General features: G+C 49.4%; 20 protein-coding genes. 10 read left to right on the forward strand and 10 right to left on the reverse strand.

The genetic code is table 11. The features are described 5' to 3' along the window. Positions 1-4: 4 nt before the first annotated feature. The 4 genes from GC128_RS12690 to GC128_RS12705 all read left to right on the forward strand — a co-directional run bounded on the left by GC128_RS12690 (position 5) and on the right by GC128_RS12705 (position 3,122). Positions 5-466, forward strand: coding sequence for a phage tail protein (locus tag GC128_RS12690; protein ID WP_034496695.1), 462 nt, complete (start codon positions 5-7; stop codon positions 464-466). Further along, entirely contained in the window at positions 466-1,620 is a 1,155-nt protein-coding gene (locus GC128_RS12695; RefSeq protein ID WP_151994607.1) for a phage late control D family protein, read from the forward strand. The genes GC128_RS12690 and GC128_RS12695 overlap by 1 nt, the downstream gene beginning before the upstream one ends. An 82-nt stretch (positions 1,621-1,702) precedes the next feature. Further along, positions 1,703-1,921 (forward strand): DNA-binding transcriptional regulator, encoded by a 219-nt coding sequence (locus GC128_RS12700; protein WP_074388636.1) that lies wholly within the window; start codon positions 1,703-1,705, stop codon positions 1,919-1,921. 163 nt (positions 1,922-2,084) lie between these two features. Continuing rightward, entirely contained in the window at positions 2,085-3,122 is a 1,038-nt protein-coding gene (locus GC128_RS12705) for a phage integrase (RefSeq protein ID WP_151994608.1), read from the forward strand. Positions 3,123-3,471: 349 nt separating this feature from the next. On the opposite strand, the gene GC128_RS12710 is transcribed toward GC128_RS12705, so the two are convergent. From GC128_RS12710 to yobA, 3 genes are read right to left on the reverse strand one after another with little or no spacing between them, the layout of a single operon-like run. Beyond that, positions 3,472-3,813, reverse strand: coding sequence for a YebY family protein (locus GC128_RS12710; RefSeq protein WP_151994609.1), 342 nt, complete (start codon positions 3,811-3,813; stop codon positions 3,472-3,474). Between the two features lie 26 nt (positions 3,814-3,839). Next, positions 3,840-4,712 (reverse strand): copper homeostasis membrane protein CopD, encoded by an 873-nt coding sequence (gene copD / locus GC128_RS12715; protein ID WP_151994610.1) that lies wholly within the window; start codon positions 4,710-4,712, stop codon positions 3,840-3,842. A gap of 5 nt (positions 4,713-4,717) precedes the next feature. Next, entirely contained in the window at positions 4,718-5,092 is a 375-nt protein-coding gene (yobA, locus tag GC128_RS12720) for a CopC domain-containing protein YobA (protein WP_151994611.1), read from the reverse strand. Between the two features lie 148 nt (positions 5,093-5,240). Between yobA and GC128_RS12725 the strand changes: the two genes are divergently transcribed. The 3 genes from GC128_RS12725 (at position 5,241) to exoX (ending at position 7,035) form a co-directional block, all read left to right on the forward strand. Then, positions 5,241-5,471 carry a DNA polymerase III subunit theta gene (locus GC128_RS12725; RefSeq protein WP_151994612.1) on the forward strand — a complete coding sequence of 77 codons (231 nt, stop codon included), beginning with the start codon at positions 5,241-5,243 and terminating at the stop codon, positions 5,469-5,471. Between the two features lie 131 nt (positions 5,472-5,602). After that, positions 5,603-6,334 carry a carbon-nitrogen hydrolase family protein gene (locus GC128_RS12730; RefSeq protein WP_151994613.1) on the forward strand — a complete coding sequence of 244 codons (732 nt, stop codon included), beginning with the start codon at positions 5,603-5,605 and terminating at the stop codon, positions 6,332-6,334. 38 nt (positions 6,335-6,372) lie between these two features. After that, a complete protein-coding gene (gene exoX / locus GC128_RS12735) occupies positions 6,373-7,035 on the forward strand; it encodes an exodeoxyribonuclease X (RefSeq protein ID WP_151994614.1) in 663 nt (220 codons plus the stop codon). A 7-nt stretch (positions 7,036-7,042) separates the two neighbouring features. On the opposite strand, the gene ptrB is transcribed toward exoX, so the two are convergent. The 3 genes from ptrB to GC128_RS12750 all read right to left on the reverse strand — a co-directional run bounded on the left by ptrB (position 7,043) and on the right by GC128_RS12750 (position 10,358). After that, positions 7,043-9,100: an oligopeptidase B gene (gene ptrB / locus GC128_RS12740; RefSeq protein ID WP_151994615.1), complete on the reverse strand. Its 2,058-nt coding sequence runs from the start codon at positions 9,098-9,100 to the stop codon at positions 7,043-7,045. A 92-nt stretch (positions 9,101-9,192) separates the two neighbouring features. Continuing rightward, a complete protein-coding gene (locus GC128_RS12745) occupies positions 9,193-9,891 on the reverse strand; it encodes a tellurite resistance TerB family protein (protein ID WP_151994616.1) in 699 nt (232 codons plus the stop codon). A 116-nt stretch (positions 9,892-10,007) separates the two neighbouring features. After that, positions 10,008-10,358 carry a YebG family protein gene (locus GC128_RS12750; RefSeq protein ID WP_151994617.1) on the reverse strand — a complete coding sequence of 117 codons (351 nt, stop codon included), beginning with the start codon at positions 10,356-10,358 and terminating at the stop codon, positions 10,008-10,010. Positions 10,359-10,497: 139 nt separating this feature from the next. Between GC128_RS12750 and purT the strand changes: the two genes are divergently transcribed. Beyond that, positions 10,498-11,676: a formate-dependent phosphoribosylglycinamide formyltransferase gene (purT, locus tag GC128_RS12755; protein WP_151994618.1), complete on the forward strand. Its 1,179-nt coding sequence runs from the start codon at positions 10,498-10,500 to the stop codon at positions 11,674-11,676. A gap of 152 nt (positions 11,677-11,828) precedes the next feature. Here purT and GC128_RS12760 read toward each other — a convergent pair whose 3' ends face one another. The 3 genes from GC128_RS12760 to zwf form a co-directional block, all read right to left on the reverse strand. Beyond that, positions 11,829-12,467 (reverse strand): bifunctional 4-hydroxy-2-oxoglutarate aldolase/2-dehydro-3-deoxy-phosphogluconate aldolase, encoded by a 639-nt coding sequence (locus tag GC128_RS12760; protein WP_034455128.1) that lies wholly within the window; start codon positions 12,465-12,467, stop codon positions 11,829-11,831. A gap of 62 nt (positions 12,468-12,529) precedes the next feature. Further along, a complete protein-coding gene (gene edd, locus GC128_RS12765) occupies positions 12,530-14,341 on the reverse strand; it encodes a phosphogluconate dehydratase (protein WP_151994619.1) in 1,812 nt (603 codons plus the stop codon). A 379-nt stretch (positions 14,342-14,720) separates the two neighbouring features. Further along, complete coding sequence (zwf, locus tag GC128_RS12770; protein WP_151994620.1) at positions 14,721-16,196, reverse strand: glucose-6-phosphate dehydrogenase; 1,476 nt, start codon at positions 16,194-16,196, stop codon at positions 14,721-14,723. 357 nt (positions 16,197-16,553) lie between these two features. Between zwf and GC128_RS12775 the strand changes: the two genes are divergently transcribed. After that, positions 16,554-17,423, forward strand: coding sequence for a MurR/RpiR family transcriptional regulator (locus GC128_RS12775; protein WP_034455124.1), 870 nt, complete (start codon positions 16,554-16,556; stop codon positions 17,421-17,423). 130 nt (positions 17,424-17,553) lie between these two features. After that, positions 17,554-18,996 (forward strand): pyruvate kinase, encoded by a 1,443-nt coding sequence (gene pyk / locus GC128_RS12780; RefSeq protein ID WP_064511938.1) that lies wholly within the window; start codon positions 17,554-17,556, stop codon positions 18,994-18,996. Between the two features lie 54 nt (positions 18,997-19,050). Here the strand turns inward: pyk and lpxM are convergent, their stop codons facing one another. Continuing rightward, positions 19,051-20,025 carry a lauroyl-Kdo(2)-lipid IV(A) myristoyltransferase gene (lpxM, locus tag GC128_RS12785; RefSeq protein ID WP_151994621.1) on the reverse strand — a complete coding sequence of 325 codons (975 nt, stop codon included), beginning with the start codon at positions 20,023-20,025 and terminating at the stop codon, positions 19,051-19,053. Positions 20,026-20,053: the final 28 nt, after the last annotated feature.

The raw sequence follows: 20,053 nt of genomic DNA on the forward strand, positions 1-20,053 counted from the left end.
AACAATGATGCTTGTTCTCGGCATGTTTGTTTTTCAGTTACAGACGTTGCCTTACCAGAGCCTGCAACGCGATGTGGATTACCGCTGGCCGTCAAACAGCCGCGTCGGTCAGCGACCGGCGATGCAGTTTCTCGGCGTCAACGAGGAAAAAATTGTCTTAAGCGGAAGTCTGTTGCCGGAAATCACCGGCGGCAGGCTGTCACTGCTGGCACTCAATCTGATGGCGGATGAGGGCCGTGCGTGGCCGCTGCTCGATGGTAGCGGCACCATTTACGGCATGTTTGTGATTAATTCGGTCAGCGAAACCTACACCGAGTTTTTCGCCGACGGCTCGGCGCGCAAAATTGATTTCACCGTCAACCTCACGCGCGTGGATGAGTCCCTGACGGCGATGTTTGGCGATATCCAGAAACAGGCCGACAGCCTGGTCGGAAACGTGCAGAGCAAAATCGGAGGGTTATTCTGATGCTGACCGGAATGACACTGGATGCCGGGGCAACGATGGCACCGGCGTTTATGCTCACCCTGAATAATCAGGACATCACCCGCAATATCAGCGAACGGCTGATAAGCCTCAGTCTGTCGGATAACCGGGGTTTTGAGGCTGACCAGCTCGATATTGAACTCGATGACAGCGACGGCCTGCTTGAGCTGCCCACACGCGGTGCGGTGCTGTCACTGTTTCTCGGCTGGCAGGGGTCGGCGTTGCTGGGGAAAGGACAATTCACGGTCGATGAAATTGAGCACCGGGGCGCACCGGACACGCTGACCATCCGGGCGCGCAGTGCGGATTTTCGTGGCACGCTCAACTCTCGCCGTGAGGCGTCGTATCACGACACCACACTCGGGGAAGTGCTGAACACCATTGCCAGCCGCAACAAACTAACGGCCAGCATTGCCCCGCAGTTTGCCGCGATTGCCATCCCGCATATCGACCAGACGCAGGAGTCCGACTCGAAATTCCTCACCCGCCTCGCCGAGCGCAACGGCGCTGAGGTATCGGTCAAGGCCGGGAAACTGCTGTTCATCAAAGCCGGTGCCGGTGTCACGGCTAGTGGCAAAGCGATACCGCAGATGACCATTGAGCGCCGCGACGGTGACCGTCATCAGTTTGCGATTGCCGACCGGGGAGCCTATACCGGCGTGACGGTAAAATGGCTGCATACCAAAGAGCCGAAAGAGCAAAAGCAGCAGGTCAAACTCAAGCGCAAGGCAAAGCCGCAGCACCTGCGCGCACTCCAGCACCCGACAGCCAAACCGGTAAAAGCAAAGAAAGCACCAAAGGAAAAGGAAGCGCGCGAGGGGGAATACATGGTCGGTGAGGAAGATAATGTGTTTGCGCTGACCACCATTTACGCCAGTAAAGCGCAGGCAATGCGTGCGGCTCAGGCCAAATGGGACAAACTGCAACGCAGGGTGGCGGAGTTTTCGATTAGTCTCGCCATGGGGCGCGCAGATCTCTACCCGGAAACACCGGTCAGAGTGTCAGGCTTTAAGCGTGTTATAGACGAGCAGGCGTGGACAATCACAAAGGTGATGCACTCACTCAGTAATAGCGGCTTCACGACCTCGCTTGAGCTTGAGGTGAGATTAAACGATGTGAGTTACGAGTCGGAATGAGTTAAATTTGCAAACAATAACTTGCAAATGCGATCCGTGAGTTTATCATTCCCTCAATGATGAGTGAGAGGGGAAATAAATCATGATGCATTGCCCGTTATGCCAGGACGCAGCCCACGCGCGATCCAGCAGATATTTGAGCATAGAAACCAAAGAACGTTATCACCAGTGCCAGAATATCAACTGTGGATGCACTTTTGTCACCCATGAATCACTTGCTCGATACATCGTTAAGCCTGGCGAAGTTGAACCAGCACCGCCCCACCCTAATCGCTATAAACAACAACAGCTCTGGATGTAGAAAAAGCCTGCGAAAGCAGGTTTTTTTATACCCTCGCTCCATCTGAGATAACAACGATACTCTTTCAAGTAAGCATTTGAATGTATGAGTTTGCAAAATCAAACATTGAATGCTGTTTAAATATACAGTAATTTTCAATCATTTGATTTAGCAGGATTCTCACATGACCGTACGAAAGCAAGCCGATGGACAATGGCTTTGCGATGTTTATATCGATGGGCGCGGCAGTAAGCGTGTTCGCAAGAAATTCTCCACTAAGGGTGAGGCGCTTGCCTACGAAAGTTATCAACTCGAACAGGCGAAGCAAAAGCCCTGGATGGCAGAGAAGGATGACCGTCGACATTTAAGTGAGCTAATCGAGTTATGGTACAAGCTGCATGGTTGCTCTCTTAGTGATAAGAAAGGTCGTCTGGGTAAGCTGCATATTATCTGTAATGGCCTAGGCGATCCCGTCGCCTCACAAATTACAGCTAAAGATTGGGCGCATTACCGGGATAGACGACTCACCGGCCAGATTGCTAATGGTTATAAAACCAGTGAAAAATCACTCAAGGTTTCCATCGGAACGGTGAACTGTGAACATGCTTTTCTGCGTGCAGTGTTTAATGAATTAACCCGACTTGGTGAGGTTAACTACCCTAACCCACTCAAGAATATTCGTGAGTTTGATGAGCCTGAAAAAGAGATGTCCTGGCTTACTGACGATGAAGTGAAAAGATTGATGGGTGCGTGTCGTGGGCATGGAAATCCTGAATTAACCCTGATTGTAAAAATCTGCCTTTCCACCGGAGCGCGCTGGAGTGAAGCGGCAAATCTCAAGAAATCTCAACTCTCGCCTAATAAGATTACTTTCGTAAACACGAAGGGCAAAAAGAACCGAACGGTTCCAATATCTGACGAATTATATAAGCAACTTATTGAGCGTGACGGTAAGCCTTTCGAGCAATGTTATCGCCAGTTTTACCGAGTTATAAAAATTGCCGGATTACAATTACCAGAAGGTCAAATGAGTCATGTACTTAGGCATACATTTGCCAGTCATTTTATGATGGGGGGCGGGAATATTATTGTCCTGCAAAGAATTTTGGGGCATTCTGATATTCGAGTTACGATGCGTTATGCCCATTTTGCACCTGATCATCTTGAGGATGCGCTTATATTAAACCCGCTCAGTAAGCTTGGCGGGACGTCCACAAAGTGACTACAGAGCATCATATTGGGTGTAATGGAGTGCAACAGGATGCGCGGTAAGTAACTGAATTTATTATAAGTCGCTGATTTTAATCAGCGAATAAAAAAAGACCGAATACGATTCCTATATTCGGTCCAGGGAAATGGCTCTTGGGAGAGAGCCGTGCGCTAAAAGTTGGCATTAATGCAGGCAGACATCGCCTTGCCTTCTAAGAATAGATTACCGGCGCAGGTTTTCCAGTCCGGCGCAAAAGTGTTCAGAAAAAAACTGCGGCACAGGTAATGTTTTAGAAAAAAACCGTAATATCCGGGCCACGGTTATTGCGGTTTTTTATTATTAATGAGGGAGTTATCGCGTTTTAACTACACAACTTCTCAGCACGCTCAATAAATGGAGCAAGACTCTTTTTTTGTCCCGGTGTCTTAGGATCATCAATTTGAATCACGGAGATGGGCTGCCCAGTGGTTTTGCCGCTACTCACTTGTTGTTGCGCTACGTCGTTTAACGGGTATTGCATCAAGGTACTTGGGTTGATTGCAAAGAGCGCATGTCCAGGGCGGCAACTTAGCATTACCTCTTCACGGTTAAACGCCCAGTTATCTTTACCCATTTCAAAACGGCTTACAGTGATAATTTGCGGTGCGGCTAATGCACTACCTGCGCAAGCCAGCAATAACAGCGTCAAAATACTTTTTTTCATGAATATCTCTTGAGCTAATAACGTCTTCAGTACGGTTCCCAGGTAGCGAAAATGCTAACAGCAAGGAGCACCACCACCGATAGAATAACTTCCAGCCACGTTAACTGGATAAACTGTTTTGTGGCTGTTGGCATACGATTAAATCTCGGCACCAAAAAATAGCGGTTATACAGGGCGATAATAACCATCACGGCAACAAAGGCAACCTTCACCAACAAGAAGCGCATGTAGTTACTTTCCAGTGGTAGCGACCAGCCTAAAATCATCAGGCTGTTGATTAGTCCACTGAGTATTACGGCAGCAACCGCCAGATGCCCGTAACGCGAAAAACGCATCATCGCGGTAATGGCACTGCCGCGCCAGCGTGGTTTTTGAGCCATGCGCATGCACATCAAAAGCGGCAGTAATCCGCCAACCCACCAGCCAGCACTAAGAAGATGCACTGCATGATTTAAGCGTTGTAAGCCACCTACAATCCCTTCACGCATCGCAGCATGCCCGACACCAGCCAACAAAATAAGTTGTGCAGCTGCAAGGATCATTAACATGGATTGCAAAGGACGCGGTTTAAGCAGCAACACCGCAAGTGTTACCACACTCAGAAATATCTGCCACAACCAGATGGACCCAAAGCTCGTGCCAAGAACCGCCAACCAAATCTGGGGATTAATGACATCTCGCCAACCACTGCCCATCATCCCAGCCTGAGCACATAACAATAATATTGCGCTTAGCAACGTCATCCAGACGGCGGAATGCCATTGCCATTTTAGTCGGCGAATGAGAACCGGCTTAAACGCTTGAGGAGCAAGCAATGAGCATGAGATGGTACTGCCAAGCAGCACTATTAATGCAGTAAAATGAATAAATCGCAGCGCGATATAGAAACCTGGCAGCATCCGGCTTACTTCACCGAGAAGTGATACTTCCCTTTCGTCTTATGTCCGTCAACGGATACCACGTGCCAATCAACCAGGTAATCTCCCGGTTTCATAGCCTCTTCGACTGGAACAATAAGCTGCTTATCATCTTTTTCGTTGCGCTTAGCCGTACCAGTCTTCACGACTGTTTGCTGTGGCCCGGTGAGCGTAAGTCCGCTAAAATTCGCTTCAACTCCTTCAGAGAAATTAAGGGTAATCGCCTGCGGTGCAGCCGTTACCGCAGCATCTGCTGCTGGATATTGATGCTTTAAATGCGCATGAGCGAAAGCTGAGCTGGAAACAGTAAGTGCCGTAAAGAGAGTGGCGATGGTAATGAGACGAGTTCGGGTGAAAGCCATATCAACTATTCCTTTTTCTTATTCGAGACGGCAAAAGGATAACCTTGAGCCCAGGTTAAGTCGAGATGAGAACAGCTATCAATGAATGTAAAAACTTGTCATTACGGATATCAACAAGTACCTTTGCGGCAAAAAACAGGAGGCCAATATGAATCACAATCTTGCTGAATTACCCCAGGACGAAATGGATAAGATTAACGTCGATCTCGCGGCTGCTGGCGTGGCATTTAAGGAACGCTACAATATGCCGGTGATCGCCGAAGTGGTAGAACGCGAGCAACCTGTGCATTTGCGTGACTGGTTCAGAGAAAGACTGACTGCTCATCGACTGGCTTCAGTCAATTTGTCCAAACTGCCGTACGAACCTAAAGTGAAATAAATCTTATCCCCACTAAACTTCCTGACAAAAATGGTGTTAAGATTTTTCCCGGTTTATATATCTAAACACAGGAATTACCTGTTGCGGCCATAGGATGATGGCCGTTGGGTAGATTGATTAAGGAAGAACGTATGCCTGTCTGGAATGTTGCTGCAGCGCAATATGGCGCCACACCCAATAACCTCGATGCGAATATCACACATCATTTAGATTTTGTTCGCTGCGCGGTTGCTGAACGAATAGATCTGCTGATTTTCCCCGAACTTTCCCTCACCGGTTTTAACATTGAGAACCATCACGTCTGCGCCCTTCCCTTCACCGATGAACGCCTGAATCCTTTACAAGATGCTGCCGTAAAACACCAAATGACTATTGTTGTGGGTCTACCCTTACGCAGTGAACAAGGTGTATCACCAGGATCGGTGGGTTTTTTGCCTGATGGTTCCCGAGTTGCCTGTTGCAAACCGCAAACCTGCGATATTGATCTCCCCGATCAACACACGCCGTTGGTAGGTTTGCACAATCGTAGCGTGGCAATGGGTTTTAGTACCGACAGCGATGAAGAAACCTGGCCACGTAGTGCAGCTGAAATGGGTGCAAGTCTTTATGCCACGGGGAAATTCATTAATGAACTCAGCTACCAGAAAGATGAAATGTACCTGCAACGTTGGGCCCATAAATACAATTTGCCCGTTTTATTAGCTAACCACGCGTTTTCTACCGGCAAATATCGGTCAGCGGGACGCAGCGCTTGTTGGGACGATCGAGGTGAATTAGTGGTTCGCGCCGATCATGGCGAGCTACTCGCAGTTGGAAGACGTGATGCAAAAGGTTGGCACGGTGAAATCATTCCATTACGCTAGCGCATTAAGAAAATACGCTAAGACTTGATGGAGTAAATATGCTGCGCATTATTGATACTGAAACCTGTGGTCTACAGGGTGGCGTGGTAGAAGTTGCCTCTGTCGATATCGTCAATGGCAAGATTGTTAATCCGATGAGTGACCTGGTACGCCCGGATCGCCCCATTAGCTACCAGGCAATGGCCATTCACAAAATCACCGAAGAGATGGTCGCGGATAAACCGTGGATTGAGGATGTTATTCCACGCTATCACGGCAGCCAGTACTACGTGGCTCATAACGCCAGTTTTGACCAGCGCATGCTGCCTGAACTGCCCGATAGCGAGTGGATTTGCACGGTAAAACTGGCGCGCCGTTTATGGCCTGGCATCAAATACAGCAATATGGGTTTATATAAATCCCTCAAGCTGGAAGTTGATACACCTGCCGGGCTGCATCATCACCGCGCGCTGTTTGATTGCTATATCACCGCTGCTTTATTGATTCGCATTATGGATGAGTCAGGCTGGACTCCAGACCAAATGGTGACCATTACAGGTCGTCCAGCACTTGTGAAAACCATGGCATTTGGTAAATATCGCGGCGAGCCGATTGCGGAAATTGCAGATAAAGATCCGGGCTATTTACGATGGATGTTGAATAACATCAAAGAATTAGCGCCGGATCTTAGAATGACATTAAAGCATTATCTCGAGGATTAGTAATAGCCTATCCCGCCCGCCCTGGTAAAGTTCCTTGTGCCAGGGCTATCAAGAAAGCAAACTCCATAGCCACACCTTCGTAAGATTTAAATCTGCCAGATTTCCCACCATGCCCTGAGTCCATATCAGTACATAGCAACAGCAAATTATCATCACTACGTAATTCACGCAGTTTTGCGACCCACTTGGCAGGTTCCCAATATTGCACCTGGGAATCATGCAGTCCGGTGGTCACCAGCATGTGCGGGTAGGCTTGTTCGGTGATTTGATCGTACGGACTGTATTGTTTGATGTAGTGGTAATACTCAGGGTCTTGCGGATTCCCCCACTCTTCAAACTCGCCGGTCGTGAGTGGAATGGACTCATCAAGCATCGTCGTTAACACATCAACAAATGGCACCTGTGCAACAACACCGTGGAAGAGCTCTGGACGCATATTAATTGCAGCCCCTACCAGTAAGCCGCCTGCACTCCCGCCCATCGAATAGAGCAAGTTTTCGTTGCCGTATCCCTGTTTAAGCAAACTATCACAGACGTCCAGATAATCATTGAAGGTGTTCATCTTATTCAGGTACTTACCATCTTCATACCACTGCTGGCCGAGTTCGCCGCCTCCGCGTACATGCGCAATGGCATACACAAAGCCTCGGTCGAGCAGGCTTAAACGACTGCTACTGAAATCCGCATCCATGCTGCTTCCGTAAGAGCCATAGCCATATACCAGCAAAGGGTTTTTCCCGCGCTGGAAATGTTCGCGATGGTAAACCAAAGAAACAGGCACCTGCACGCCATCACGTACTGTGACCCATAAATGTTCACTGCGATAATGACTGGCGTCGAAACCTGCAACTTCGGTTTGTTTAATCACGCGCCGCTCGCCGGTATCCATATCCAGCTCAAACAATGTATCTGGCGTGGTCATTGATGAGTAACCGTAACGCAGACGAGAAGATTCCGGTTCCGGGTTATGTCCAAGCCAGGTGACATAAGCGGGGTCATCAAAAGCAATTCCCGTCACTTCGCGAGTTTTGCGATTAATTTGACGCAAGCTGGTCAGCCCTTGCTGCCTTTCCTCAACGACCAGCCAATCTGTAAATAGCGTAAACCCTTCCAGCATGACGTTTTCGCGCGGAGGAATCAGCTCTTCCCATTGGCTTTCATCACGCACTTTTGTGCGGTACAAACCAAAGTTTTTACCTTCCCGATTCGAGCGCAGATAGAAATTATGTTGGAAGTGATCGAGGGTATATTCGTGATCTTTGCGGCGTGGCAAAAAGCTTTGCGGTTGCGCATCCACTAGCTCTGCATCCAGCAACAGTACTTCGCTGGTGGTAGCACTGCTGAGATAAATTAGGACGAAGTGTTTCGAGGTGGTTTTATGCACACTGACATAAAACATTTCGTCTTTTTCTTCGTAGACTAATTCATCTTCAGAGGATGGATGCCCTACAGTGTGGCGCCAGACCTGATACGGCAATAACGTTTTGGGATGTTTGCGGACGTAATAAAGCGTGGCGGAATCATTTGCCCAGACAAAACTGCTTTCGACATTATCCAGCACTTCCGGGTACCAGTTCCCGCTTTCCAGATTGCGCAAACGCAGTCCGTACTGGCGGCGTGAGAGGAAATCCTCTGCCAGCGCCATGACAGTGTTATCAGGCGTAATGCTCATGCCGCCCATGGTATAAAACTCGCTGTGGGCAGCACGACGATTGCCATCTACCAGCGTGCTCCACTCTTCCCACTCCTCCGACACCACTGACTGGCGCTGATAAATAGCGTATTCATTACCGGTTTCGAAAATCTGGCGATAGCGATAACCATTTTGTGTATACGGTGCAGAAATATCACGCTGGGGGATTCGATCGATCATCTCTTTGAGCAAGCGTTCTTGCAAAGCCTGCTGCGTACTCATGATCTGATGACCGTAATCATTCTCCTGATGAAGATAATCAAGCACCTGTGCATCAGAGCGCTCATCATCGCGCAGCCAGTAATAGTTATCGATGCGGGTGTCACCATGCATGGTCATGGTGTGGGGGATTTTTTTTGCTTTTGGTGGCATGTCATTTTTCTTTTTGAGTTAACACCCTGTAAGGGTGGCAAATTCAGACAGCCTTGCAAGCGTAACGTGGGATTTTAGGGAAAATGCCGGGATTAACCCGGCAGATTTAGTTTTTGCTGCTGAATATCTTGTTCGATGCCTTCGCGTACATCCTGAGGAATTTTTAGCGCATCCCCAAGCGCATTGAGATAACTGCGCTCCATAAAGTGGTCGATGTCGATTGCAGCGCAGCTTAAGAAATACAATTCCAACGCTTCTTCTTCGTTATTGACACCTTGCACAAGGCGTTGCGGATCAAGAGGCTGATCGATAGCTTGCTGAATTAGATTACGCCCCGGCCCTTCGATACCGGCATCACGTAGTTGCTGCTCGATAATCTGGCGTTCTTTATCATCAATATGACCATCGCTTTTAGCAGCGAACACCAAAGCGGTAATCAGGCGCTCAGTACGAACATCGACAGGCGTCTGCTGCTGCCCAAACTGCGGCTCACCCTGATGGGCCTCACGCACTCGGTCTTTATATTTGTTCCACAGTACGCTTCCCGCAACCGCACCACCGCCGACCAATAACGCGCTGGTGCCGTACTTTGTCAGTAGTTTCCGTGACGATTTGCTCGCCAGCAGCAAACCGGCTAACCCACCGAGTGCGCCAGGCACCAGTAATTTACTCAGCCCCTGAGAATTGTTTCCCTGAGGCGTTTGTGCGGATGGATTCTGACCAGTGTGATTCTGGATAGATTGCGTCGCTTGCCCCAGCATAGACTGAAGCTGCTGTAACCAATTGCTCATTAGAGACACCCTTTGTGAGAACTTAACATCTGAGGTTAAGCCAAAGGCTGTCAAGAAGTGTCTGATAAGGCTAAAGATGAGAAAAGAACCGCGCCGGTAACCCGACGCGATAAAACTTATGCCGCTTTAGTGCGTTTACGCGGGTGTTCAGCCACTTTATCGTCTGCAACAGACTCTTCAGCGTTATCGGCTTCATCTGCGACTTCACCGGCAATTTCAGTACTTTCAAGGTCCGGCAATTTACCACTTTTGAGCACGGAGGAAAGCACGTCTTTGTTTTCTGCCATCCACATAGCCAGCACATCGTTTTGCCCCTCTTCAAGAGCAACAGGACTGTGTACGAGCCACTCGCTCAATACTTCTGCCAGATCGAGCATTTTGTCGTAGGCGTCCGCATCTTTTTTACTGGCAAAAGACATTTTTTCTTGCCCCTCTCGTACAACAACGTATTTGATTTCAACCGCCATTTTGCAGCTCCGGTTTAACTGTTTATTTAAACAGTGTAATGATATTACCCCTGTATCGCAAGAGGGGAAAACAACTGCGCACGCAAACGTTTTCGTTTATAATCCGCCGGTCTATTTTCTCCGTTCGGGTATACAGATTATGTCAATTTTGGGAACAGCGCTTCGTCCATCAGCTACACGAGTCATGTTGTTAGGGTCAGGCGAATTAGGAAAAGAAGTGGCCATTGAATGTCAGCGTCTTGGTCTGGAAGTTATCGCCGTAGACCGCTATGCAGATGCCCCCGCGATGCATGTCGCTCACCGCAGCCACGTCATTAATATGCTCGACGGCGTCGAGCTTAAGAAGCTGGTCTCTGTAGAAATGCCAGATTTCATCGTTCCCGAAATTGAAGCCATCGCCACTGACATGTTGGTTGAGCTTGAGAAGCAAGGCCAGTGCGTTGTGCCTTGCGCGCGCGCGACAAAGCTGACCATGAACCGCGAAGGTATTCGCCGCCTCGCAGCAGAGGAACTCGCTCTGCCGACCTCCAACTTCCGTTTTGCTGATAGCGAAGAGGCATTTTTACAGGCAGTTGAAGAGATCGGTCTGCCTTGTATCGTTAAACCGGTGATGAGTTCTTCCGGTAAAGGGCAAAGTTTCATCCGCACAGCAGATCAATTAGCCAAAGCATGGGAGTATGCGCAAGAAGGCGGCCGCGCAGGTAAAGGCAAAGTCATTGTGGAAGGCGTGGTTAATTTCGATTTCGAAATCACCCTACTGACTATTAGTGCTGTCGATGGCGTGCATTTCTGCGCCCCAATCGGGCACCGTCAGGAAGATGGCGACTACCGCGAATCCTGGCAACCTCAGAAAATGAGCGATATCGCTCTGAGCCGCGCGCAAGAAATCGCTGAAAAAGTGGTGAAGGCATTGGGTGGTTATGGTTTGTTTGGCGTCGAACTGTTCGTGTGTGGCGATGAGGTTATTTTTAGTGAAGTCTCCCCTCGTCCACATGACACTGGCATGGTGACGATGATTTCTCAGGATGTCTCAGAGTTCGCGTTGCACGTCCGTGCTTTCCTTGGCTTGCCAATAGGCGAAATTCGCCAGTACGGCCCGGCAGCTTCTGCGGTAATTCTGCCAGAATTGAGCAGCGACAACGTGCAGTTCGGCAATGTGGATGCAGCAGTAGGTGCGGGAATGCAAGTGCGTTTGTTTGGTAAACCGGAGATTAACGGCAAGCGTAGGATGGGTGTGGCACTGGCAACGGGTTCAAGCGTGGAAAATGCGATTGCACGTGCTATTGCAGCAACCAAAGCCATCAGCGTAACGGGTTAAAAAAATCCCCGCTCTATCGAGCGAGGATCTTATAAGACGAATAATTCGAGTTGCATCAAGGCGGCGACGTAGCAAATCCCCAGAAGCTTACATTAGTAAGTGACTGGGGTGAGCGAGGATGCCAACACAGATGCGGCTCGAAGAATGAAGTCTTATTTAGCGCCTTCGACTGCTTCACGAGCGAGAGTAGTAATACGATCATAATCGCCAGCTTCCAGCGCGTCAGCCGGAACCAACCATGAACCACCGATGCACAGAACGCTTTTCAGCGCCAGGTAGTCACGGTAGTTAGCCGGTGTGATACCGCCAGTTGGGCAGAAACGAACCTGAGAGAATGGACCTGCGATAGCTTGCAGTGCTTTGGTGCCGCCATTTGCTTCAGCAGGGAAGAATTTGAATTCTTTCAAGCCGTAATCCAGACCCAGCATCAGTTCAGAAACAGTGCTGATACCTGGGATCAATGGAATGGAGCCTTCGGTTGCTGCTTTCAACAGTGGCTCAGTCAGGCCTGGGCTGATTGCGAACTGCGCACCAGCTTCAGTAACCTCTGCCAGTTGCTCTGGGTTCAGAACGGTACCCGCACCAATAATCGCTTCTGGTACTTCTTTAGCGATAGCACGGATTGCATCCATTGCACATGGAGTACGCAGAGTCACTTCCAGAACGCGCACGCCGCCAGCAACTAATGCTTTAGCCATTGGTACTGCGTGTTCCAGTTTGTTAATTACGATAACCGGGACAACCGGTCCTGTTTTCAGGATCTGTTCCGCAGTAGTTTTCCAGTTTTTCATCTCAAGCCTCTTCAACCAACTTTATAATTCGTTTCCAGAGCAGCAACCGCTACATCCGGTCCTTAAAATTTAATGCAGGTCGCGCCTTGTTCCGCGCCAGATAACTGTTCGCGTAACGCGCTAAATAGTTCACGACCGGTGCCAACGCGTTCCGCGCTGAGATCCGGGTGGTATGCAGTGCGTTTTTCAAGCTCGGCGTCATCGACCAGCAATGTCAGTTCACCCGTTTGACCGTTGACGCGAATCATATCGCCGTCCCGGACTTTTGCCAGCAGCCCACCATCATAAGCTTCTGGGGTAACATGGATTGCAGAGGGCACCTTACCGGATGCGCCCGACAGCCGTCCATCAGTGACTAACGCTATTTTGAAACAGCGGTCCAATAATACCCCAAGTGGCGGCATAAGTTTATGTAATTCTGGCATGCCGTTCGCTTTTGGCCCCTGATGGCGAACAACAACCACGCAATCACGGTCCAGAAGGCCTGCTTCAAACGCAGGTAAAACGTCATGCTGGCTTTCAAAAATGACAGCAGGCGCTTCAATAACCTGGTTTTCTACAGGTACAGCAGAAGTTTTCATCACCGCACGGCCAAGGTTTCCGCTCAGGACTTTGGTGCCGCCATGTTTGGAGAAAGGTTTATCGAAGGTGGCGATAACATCAGTATCGAGCGCGGTTGTTGCGCCTTCACGCCAGGCCAGTTGGCCATTATCCAGCCATGGCTCCATGGTGTAGTGATGCAAACCAAAGCCCGCTACAGTGTTCACATCTTCATGCAGCAAACCACCTTTGAGCAATTCACGCATCAGTACTGGCACACCGCCAGCAGCCTGGAAGTGGTTAATGTCCGCAGGGCCATTTGGATACAGACGAGCCAACAATGGCACCACATCGGAAAGATCGGAGAAATCGTCCCAATTGATGATAATGCCAGCCGCGCGGGCCATCGCCACCAGGTGCATGGTGTGGTTAGTTGAACCACCAGTGGCCAACAAGGCAACGATGCCGTTTACGACAACTTTTTCATCAATCATTTTACCGAGTGGCATCCACTCATTGCCATTTCCGGTCAGACGCGTGACCTGCCGTGCTGCCGCAGCGGTTAGTTCGTGACGCAGAGGCGCATCAGGGTGAACAAATGAAGAACCCGGCAACTGCATGCCCATGAACTCAACCACCATCTGGTTGGTGTTGGCGGTACCGTAGAATGTACAAGTACCCGGTGCGTGGTAAGAAGCAGCCTCAGATTCCAGTAGCGCGATGCGATCCACTTTGCCTTCAGCATAAAGTTGGCGAATACGTACTTTTTCTTTATTCGGCAAACCACTGGCCATTGGACCTGATGGCACAAATACCGCAGGCAGATGGCCAAATGACAATGCTGCCATCGTTAGACCCGGAACGATTTTATCGCACACGCCGAGATACAGTGCGCCATCGAACATATTATGAGACAGGCCGATTGCCGTAGACATTGCGATAATCTCGCGGCTCAGCAATGACAGTTCCATGCCATCCTGCCCTTGTGTCACTCCATCACACATAGCAGGGACGCCACCGGCAACTTGACCAACCGCCCCCACTGAATGCAAAGCTTTGCGAATCTGGTCAGGGTAATACTCATACGGCTGGTGAGCGGAGAGCATGTCGTTATAGGACGTGATGATCGCAATGTTGTTACGCAGCATGCTTTTCAGCGCGGCTTTATCTTCTGGCTGACAAGCGGCAAAACCGTGTGCCAGATTGCCGCACGCTAATTCAGAGCGATGCACGGTGTTCGACTTCGCTTTTTCAATTCGTGCCAGATAGGCTTCGCGGGTTTGGCGGGAGCGTTCAACGATGCGTTGTGTTACGCGTAACAAATTAGGATTCATAACAAGTCCTCATAAAGTGGCTGCCGTCGCTTTGGGCAGGTGGTCGACGTTACCGGCTCTTTTCTCTTCTCGTGAGGCGGTAATCCGTACCATCAGGGCAAAATCGCTTCAGCTAGTGTAAATAAAAAAGCCCTGCTGGTGAATCCAGTCAGGGCTTTTAAATTAAAAAATTTGCACCACTTTGGTGTTAGATCATGTTACCGGTAAAATATGAATCATTTGTTACACGATTTTTGCAAAATCCGAGGTGTTTAATCTCCTAAATCATTCGAGTTGCATTGAGGCGGCGACGCAGCGAATCCCCAGGAGCTTACACAAGTAAGTGACTGGGGTGAGCGAGGAAAGCCAACGAAGAGGCAACTCGAAGGATGACGGAGATTTATTCGAATTCGTTCCACGAACGCCCATCACGGGTGATCATCGCAACTGATGCCACAGGACCCCAGGTACCCGCCTGATACGGTTTAGGTGCGTCGTTATCCGCAGCCCACGCCTCGGTGATGGAATCGACCCACTTCCACGCTTCTTCTACTTCATCACGACGCACGAACAGTGCCTGGATCCCACGCATGGTTTCCAGTAACAGGCGCTCGTAAGCATCTGCCAGATGGGTTTCATTGAAGGTTTCGGAGTAGCTCAGATCCAGTTTAGTGGTTTGCAGGTTGTGCTTATGTTCAAGACCTGGAACTTTGTTAAGCACTTGAATATCTACACCTTCGTCCGGCTGCAGACGGATGGTGAGTTTGTTTTGTGGCAGATCCTGCCAGGAATCTTTGAACAGGTTCAGTGGCGGGCTTTTGAAATAGACCACAACTTCGGAACATTTGGTTGGCAGACGTTTACCGGTACGCAGGTAGAACGGCACACCCGCCCAACGCCAGTTATCAATATCCACACGGATTGCAACAAAGGTTTCGGTGCTGCTGGACTTGTTCGCGCCCTCTTCTTCCAGGTAGCCAGGTACTTTTTGGCCCTGAGCAAAGCCGGAAGTGTACTGCCCACGCACGGTTTTTTCGCGCACATTGCTGCGGTCAATACGGCGCAGTGATTGCAGAACTTTAACTTTTTCGTCGCGAATATGGTCTGCGGTGAGATCGGACGGTGGAGACATCGCAATCATGCACAGAATTTGCAGCAAGTGGTTTTGAATCATGTCGCGCATCTGCCCGGCCTGGTCAAAGTAACCCCAGCGCCCTTCGATACCCACTTCTTCTGCTACCGTGATTTCCACGTGATCGATAGTTTTGTTATCCCAGTTATTGGCAAACAGGGAGTTCGCAAAACGTAACGCCAGCAGGTTCAGTACCGTTTCTTTACCTAAATAATGGTCGATACGATAGACCTGGCACTCTTCAAAATACTCGCCAACCTGGTCGTTGATTTCCTGTGATGTCGCAAGCGAGGTGCCAAGCGGTTTTTCCATGACAACACGAGCAGGTTTAGCGTTGAGTTTCGCCTTGCCCAGACCTTTGCAGATTGCGCCAAAAGTATTCGGTGGCATAGCAAAGTAGTTGATGGTGACGCGATTTTGCTGATCGAGCATCTTACCGAGTTTGGTAAAGGCTGCAGTATCGTTAACATCCAGGTTGCAAAAATCGAGACGGCTGCTCAATTTATCCCACAGGCTTTCGTCGATCTTTTCCTTCATAAAGGTTTCGATCGCTTCGCGCACTACTTTGGTATAAGCCTCTTTATCCCAATCAGCGCGGCCCACGCCCAGGATGCGCGTCTCCGGGTGGATCTGCCCTGCCTTCTCCAGTTGATACAGGGATGGCAGAAGTTTCCGACGCGCAAGGTCGCCCTTCGCGCCGAAAATCACCAGGTCACATGCCTGAGCTGTCTGTGTTACCGCCATGTCTTTTCTCCTCGTTTCGGATGTCCGGTATGAATACCGGCCCGTGTGTAATTTTATTACAGAACAATGTACTGCTTTTGCTGAATTCAGGTAAGTCTTCAGCCATTATTTGATCGCATTCATGAACAAGATTTGGCCACCAGTGCCATTTCACGGCAATAAATCGAATTTTTCGAAGTTTCGTTGTTGATGTATATCATGTCGAAAGTTAGACACTGATCATGTTATGAAAAAAAACAACATCATCACATCGATTAACTTGTCCAATCACTAATGGGCAAGAGTATATTCTTGCTAAATCGTGCCACGATTTCTCCATTTGTTGAAATCGACAAAATCCATGAATGCCGGACACCTATGAATATGCTGGACAAAATCCAGTCTCAACTGGAACACCTTAGCAAATCAGAACGTAAAGTCGCAGAAGTGATTCTTACCGCACCACAAGATGCCATTCACTCAAGCATTGCAACCCTTGCCCGCAGTGCCGATGTCAGCGAACCGACAGTCAACCGTTTTTGCCGCCGCCTTGAAACCAAAGGCTTTCCAGATTTTAAGTTACATTTAGCGCAAAGTCTGGCGAATGGCACTCCTTATGTAAACCGGAATGTTGACGAAGACGATAGCGTTGAAGCTTATACCGGCAAAATCTTCGAATCCGCTATGGCAAGCCTTGACCAGGTACGGCAATCATTGGATATGGCAGCAGTCAATCGTGCTGTGGATTTACTCACCCAGGCCAAGAAAATCGCTTTCTTCGGTCTAGGTTCTTCAGCCGCTGTAGCGCATGACGCAATGAACAAATTCTTTCGTTTTAATGTGCCTGTTATTTATTCTGACGATGTCGTTTTGCAACGCATGAGCTGCATGAATTGTAGTGAAGAAGATGTCGTTGTACTCATCTCGCATACCGGGCGAACTAAAAATCTGGTGGAGCTCGCACAACTGGCGCGTGAAAACGATGCCATTGTGTTGGCGATAACCTCAGAAGGTTCACCGCTCGCCCGCGAAGCGACACTCTCTTTATTACTCGACGTGCCTGAAGATACCGATATCTATATGCCAATGGTGTCGAGGCTTGCTCAATTAACGGTAATAGATGTACTGGCAACCGGTTTTACTTTACGCCGGGGTGCAAAATTCAGAGATAACTTGAAGCGAGTCAAAGAAGCGCTCAAGGAATCGCGTTTTGATAAGGGACTGTTTGTTTCTGGCGAAAACACTTAAGTTTCCATAACAAAGCTGTAACTTTTTAGGTCATTCGGTTAAGTTGTTGCTTTGCGTTTTTAACGCATTCTGATTTTCCGAATCTTTTGTTAACGCAACACCAAAGTTGTTTCAGTCAACGGAGTAATACATGTCCAGACGGCTACGTAGAACCAAAATCGTTACCACTTTAGGCCCAGCCACCGATCGCGACAATAATCTGGAAAAGATTATCGCTGCTGGCGCTAACGTGGTGCGTATGAACTTTTCCCACGGCACCGCAGAAGATCATCAGATCCGTGCTGATAAAGTTCGTGAAATTGCCGCGAAACTGGGTCGTCATGTCGCTATTCTGGGCGATTTGCAGGGGCCAAAAATTCGTGTGTCCACGTTTAAAGAAGGCAAAGTCTTCCTTAATATTGGTGACAAATTCCTGCTTGATGCCAACCTTGGCAAAGGCGAAGGCGACAAAGAAAAAGTCGGTATCGACTATAAAGGTCTGCCAGCTGACGTTGTAACCGGTGACATCCTGCTGCTTGATGACGGTCGCGTACAGTTAAAAGTACTCGAAGTGCAGGGCATGAAAGTGTTCACCGAAGTCACCGTGGGTGGCCCGTTGTCGAACAACAAAGGTATCAACAAGCTGGGTGGCGGCCTGTCCGCTGAAGCGCTGACCGATAAAGACAAAGCCGATATCCTGACGGCTGCGAAAATCGGCGTTGATTACCTGGCAGTTTCCTTCCCACGTTGTGGCGAAGACCTGAACTACGCTCGTCGCCTGGCGCGCGAAGCGGGTTGTGATGCGAAAATTGTCGCTAAAGTGGAACGTGCCGAAGCCGTTTGCAGTGAAGAGGCAATGGACGATGTGATTCTGGCATCAGACGTGGTGATGGTTGCCCGTGGTGACCTCGGCGTTGAAATCGGTGACCCTGAGTTGGTCGGTATTCAGAAGACCCTGATTCGTCGTGCGCGTAAGCTTAACCGTGCGGTTATTACTGCGACCCAGATGATGGAGTCGATGATTACCAACCCAATGCCAACTCGTGCTGAAGTCATGGACGTAGCGAACGCCGTGCTGGACGGTACCGATGCGGTAATGCTTTCTGCAGAAACCGCGGCAGGTCAATACCCTGCTGAAACCGTCGCGGCAATGGCGCGGGTTTGCCTGGGTGCTGAGAAAATCCCAAGCATTAACGTTTCCAAACACCGTTTGGACGTACAGTTCGACAACACAGAAGAAGCGATTGCAATGTCTGCGATGTACGCGGCAAACCACCTGAAAGGTGTTACTGCAATCATCACTATGACTGAATCAGGCCGCACCGCACTGATGACTTCTCGTATCAGCTCCGGTTTGCCAATCTTCGCTATGTCTCGCCACGAGCGCACGCTGAATCTCACCTCTTTGTACCGCGGTGTAACGCCTGTGTTCTTTGATAGCCCAAGCGACGGTGTTGCTGCTGCAAACGATGCAGTGAATCTGCTGCGCGATAAAGGTTACCTGGTTTCTGGCGATCTGGTTATCGTCACCCAGGGCGATGTGATGAGTACCATTGGTACCACCAACACCACGCGTATTCTGTGTGTTGAGTAATCCATCTGTATAAAAACTAAGGGGCCATTCGGCCCCTTTATTATTTCTTATTCTTTATTTCTTAGGATAAAGCTCTTTGCGGCGGTAAGGTTCTGTCTCCCCTTCCTTGCGCGTTTTAAGCAATTTCAGTATCCAGGTATATTGCTCGAGATTCGGCCCTACCAAAATTTCCACTTCTTCGTTCATACGCCGGGCAATAGTGTTGTCGTCTGCATCAAGCAGGTCATCCATCGGCGGGCGAATATGAATATCCAGGCGATGCGTCTTGCTGTTATAAACCGGGAACAGCGGAACAACACGTGCACGCGATATTTTCATTAAGCGGCCAATCGCTGGTAATGTCGCTTTGTATGTCCCGAAGAAATCAACAAATTCACTGTGCTCGGCACCGTGGTCCTGATCTGGCAGATAATATCCCCAATATCCCTGACGCACAGAGCTGATAAACGGCTTAATCCCGTCGTTACGCGCATGCAATCGACCACCAAAACGGCGACGCACGGTATTCCACATGTAATCAAATAGCGGGTTGCCCTGATTGTGGAACATCGCCGCCATTTTCTGCCCTTGAGACGCCAGTAGCATCGCAGGGATATCCACAGCCCAGCCGTGCGGTACGAGGAAGATGACATTTTCTTCGCGTTGCTTTAGCTCGTCGATAATCTCTTTACCGTGCCAGTCAACGCGCTGCATGACTTTTTGCGGATCTTTAATCGCAAGCTCCGCCATCATCACCATCGCCTGAGGGGCGGTGGCAAACATTTCATCAATAATAGCTTCGCGGTCAGATTCCGGCATATCGGGGAAGCAATACAGCAGGTTTATTTGTGCACGACGGCGCGCACTTTTACCCAGGCGCCCGGCAATACGCCCTACTTTGCCCAAAAGCGGATCCCGTAATGACGGAGGTAACATTGCAAGCCCTGCGAAAGCGCCAACGCCTAACCAGGCGCCCCAAAATTTCGGGTGCAAGAAGGCCTTTTGAAATTCAGGAATGAACTCACTGTGACTTTTTTTTGCTTTTTCCATGCATATTCTCAGTACAGCATCAAATCAT

Source organism: Buttiauxella massiliensis, from assembly GCF_902500225.1.
GTDB lineage: Bacteria > Pseudomonadota > Gammaproteobacteria > Enterobacterales > Enterobacteriaceae > Buttiauxella > Buttiauxella massiliensis.